This window comes from Mesorhizobium sp. M7A.F.Ca.US.005.03.2.1, assembly GCF_003997795.1.
Lineage (GTDB): Bacteria > Pseudomonadota > Alphaproteobacteria > Rhizobiales > Rhizobiaceae > Mesorhizobium > Mesorhizobium ciceri.
On record NZ_RZRP01000665.1, the window covers coordinates 1 to 3,563 of the forward strand.

At 63.5% G+C, this 3,563-nt stretch carries 4 protein-coding genes; all 4 read right to left on the reverse strand.

From position 1 onward, the window contains the following. Positions 1 to 226: carboxymuconolactone decarboxylase family protein (locus EN991_RS27905; protein WP_206519265.1), on the reverse strand; the 226-nt coding region annotated here is incomplete at its 3' end. Beyond that, complete coding sequence (locus tag EN991_RS27910; protein WP_063173994.1) at positions 219 to 1,049, reverse strand: alpha/beta hydrolase; 831 nt, start codon at positions 1,047 to 1,049, stop codon at positions 219 to 221. The genes EN991_RS27905 and EN991_RS27910, both read right to left, overlap by 8 nt. Further along, entirely contained in the window at positions 1,049 to 2,122 is a 1,074-nt protein-coding gene (locus tag EN991_RS27915) for an LLM class flavin-dependent oxidoreductase (protein ID WP_013525191.1), read from the reverse strand. Before EN991_RS27915 ends, EN991_RS27910 begins: the two co-directional genes overlap by 1 nt. 39 nt (positions 2,123 to 2,161) lie before the next feature. Further along, positions 2,162 to 3,563, reverse strand: a 1,402-nt coding sequence (locus EN991_RS27920; RefSeq protein WP_164769415.1) for an aldehyde dehydrogenase, incomplete at its 5' end; no start/stop codon positions are given.

A 3,563-nucleotide genomic window follows, 5' to 3' on the forward strand; every position in this document is an offset into this window, starting at 1 on the left:
ATTCATGCATGCGCCCCAGTGCCGCAAGCATGCCGAGATTGAGCAGGCTGCGCTGCTTGAGATCGAGCGCGGCGTCAGTCCAGCATGTGCCCCAGCAATACTCGTTGAGCATGTCCTGGAGGGGCCTGGAGAAGTCATCGGCATTGCCGATTGCGCGGTCGACATAGTCGTCGCCCAGTACTTTGCGGCGGACTGCCTCGCCGGCTTTCTGCAATTTGCTATCCATGGCTGGTCGCCCCTGCCCGTCGTGAGTGGTCATCCAGGAAATCCGCAATCAGGCCAGCGACCGGCCCGGGCGCTTCGATCAGGATCGAATGCCGCAACCCCGGCAGGATCTCGAGCCGCGAGCCGCGGATCTGGTCGTGCATATGACGCGCCATGCGCGGGTTGGATCCCTGGTCGTCCTCCCCCGTCACGATCAGTGTCGACGACCTGATCTGGTCGAGGATGCCGCCGAAATCTGTCTCGGCCAGAACCCGGTAAGCGGCGGCGTAGCACGCAGGATCGTTCTCGGCGTCGCGCCGATGCAGCTCGGCGATCACATCCGGGTTGCGCTCCTGAAACTCCTCGGTCAGCCACCGCGAGAGCGACGCGGCATGGTGCGCACTCGGCTGGCTGGCGGTCAAAGCGGCGAGACGACGCAGAACCGCCTGCCGTTCTTCCGGCAAGCGCCCGGCGACGGTCGCCAGCAGCACCAGCTTTTGAAGCCGATCGGGATGGGTCAGTGCCAGGCGCTGGGCTATAAGGCCGCCCAGCGAGAAGCCGGCAAGATGAAAGCGCGCAAAGCCAGCATGATCGGCCAGCGCCAGCGTATCGCCGACGAAGTCATCAATCTCGTAGCGTCCCTTGATGCGCGCCGACCCGCCATGGCCACGTAGATCAAATGTGAGCACGGTGAACTGATCCGGCAGGCGAGCGACGACGCCGCTCCACGCTTCCAGATAGGAGCCGACGCCATGGATGCAGACCAGCTTCTGTGGCCCGTTCCCGTCGACACGATAGTTGAGCGCCACATCGCCGTGAACGAAGGAACCGGTCGCCATCGCCATCAGTGCCCCACCGCGACAGCCCTGGTGCGATCCCGCGTGGCGAAGTGCGGCATGACCTCATCGACGAACAGCCTGATCGTCTTCTTCTGCAGTTCGAACGGCAGGTTGAAGGTGAGTCCCAGGCAGTACTGGTCGACGCCCGCAGCCTCATAATCCTCGAGCTTCTCGATGATCTCGCCTGGGGTGCCAAACATCAGGTTCTTGCGGATGCTCTCTGGATTGTAGTTGTCCTTGCCCTTGACGCTTTCATAAGGCACAGCCTCGGGGAAACCGTTCTTTACCGTGCCGATGTTCTGGAAGAGGTTCTCGAAGGAGCGCCCGTAGTCGATGGCGTGGCGGACCGCGACTTCCCAGTCCTCCGGGCGATCGTAGATGCAGGTGCGGCGTTGCATCATCAGGCGTGGGCGCGGCACTTCCGGATGGTCGGCGACCGCCTTGCGAAATTTTTCGCCGAGCACGGCAATCTCGGCCGCGGGCGCTGAAAGCGGCGTCGACAGGATGTTGGCACCAATGCCTACGGCCCAGTCGAATGTGCCAGGGTCACGTGCCGCCACCCAGATCGGCGGATGCGGCTTCTGCAATGGCTTGGGCACGCCCGCGGCCAGCGGAAACTTCCAATAGTGGCCGTCATGCGCATAGTCATGGGCCCACAGTTTCTTCACCGCCGGCACCAGTTCCTTGAGGTAGGCGACGCCCTCCTGCTGTGGCATGCCGCCGGCCATGCGGTCGAACTCGTATTGATAGGAGCCACGGGCTATGCCGAACTCCAGCCTGCCGCCGGTCAGGTGATCGCAAAGGGCGGCTTCGCCAGCCAGCCGGATCGGGCTCCAGTACGGCGCCACCAGCGTCGAGGTGCCAAGCCGGATCTGCTGCGTGTGCTGCGCCAGCCAGGTCAGGGTCATCAACGGATTGGGCGAGATGGTGCACTCGATCGTATGATGCTCTGCCGTCCACAGCGTCTCGAAGCCGCCCGCGTCGGCCATCTGCGCCAGCTCGAGCAGATTGCTCTTCACCTTCGACATCGGCATGTCGGGCGAGAAGCGCTCCATGGTCAGCGACACTGCAAATTTCATTTCTGTTGTCCCGTCCTTTGTGGTCGGTGTGGGTGATGCTCAGCGCAGGCGGATGACAAATGGGTCCTGCATGAGCCCGGAATAATCGATCATGATGTTCTTCAGCCGCGAGAACTCCTCCATCACGTCGAAGCCTCCCCTGCGGCCATAGCCGCTTTCCTTGAAGCCGCCATTGGCCGACATGAACGACGAGGCGCGATAGGTGTTGATCCAGACGGTTCCGGCATCGACATTGCGGGCAAAGCGCAGCGCGCGGTCGATGTCCTTGGTCCAGATGCCGGAGGACAGTCCGTAGCGCGTGTCATTGGCGAGCGCGGTCATCTCCTCTTCCGACGAGAAGGGGATGACGCCGACGACCGGCCCAAAAATCTCCTCCTGCATGAAGTCCATGTCGTTGCGGGCGTCGACCATGACGGTCGGCTCGAAATACCAGCCTTCCGCGAGCTCGGCCGATTGCGGTCTGCGGCCACCGGCCGCGATCCTCGCCCCCTGATGGACGCCCGAGGCGACGTAGCTTTCAACTTTGGCAAGTTGTGCCGACAGCGCCAGCGGACCCATGTCGGTATCGTCATTCAGGGGGTGGCCCACCCTGACCCGCCTGGCGCGCTCGACCAGCGCGTCGACGAAACGGTCATAGATACTGGCCTCGACGAAGCAGCGCGATCCGGCAACGCAGCTCTGGCCGGCGGCGGCGAAGATGCCGGAGACGACGCCGTTGACGGCATGGTCCATGTCGACATCGGCAAAGACGACCTGAGGCGATTTCCCGCCAAGCTCCATCTGGCACGAAACCAGGTTCGCCGCAGCATTTGCGGCAATGCGCCGGCCGGTGGCCGTGCTGCCAGTGAAGACGATCTTGGCGATGTCGGGATGACGCGTCAGCGCGTCGCCGGCGCTGGTGCCGGTGCCGGTCACGACATTGACGACGCCGGCGGGGAAGCCGGCTTCCATGATCAGTTCGGCCAGCGCCAGCGTCGAGGCGGTGGCGTGTTCGGACGGCTTGATGACAACGGTGTTACCGATGGCAAGGCACGGCGCCAAGGTGCCGGTGAGCAGCATCATCGGCGAGTTCCACGGCGTGATCATGCCGACGACGCCAAGCGGCTCGCGCATGTTGAAGTTCAGCATGTCAAGCTTGTTGACGGGGATGGTGTCGCCCAGCAGCTTGTCGGCCATCCCGGCGAAATAGCTGTAGGAATCTGGCATGGCGCGCATCTGCGCCCGCATCTCCTTGAGCAGCTTGCCATTGTCGCGTGTCTCGATCAGCGCCAGCTCGTCGGCATGTTCGAACACCAGTTCCGCCAGGCGATAGACGAGCTTGCCGCGGTCGGTCTGGGTCATGCGGCGCCAAGCCGGATCGGCAAAGGCTGCCCGCGCTGAAGTGACTGCGGCATCGACATCGGATGCGTCGGCCTCGGCCAGTTCATACCAGGGCCTGGCG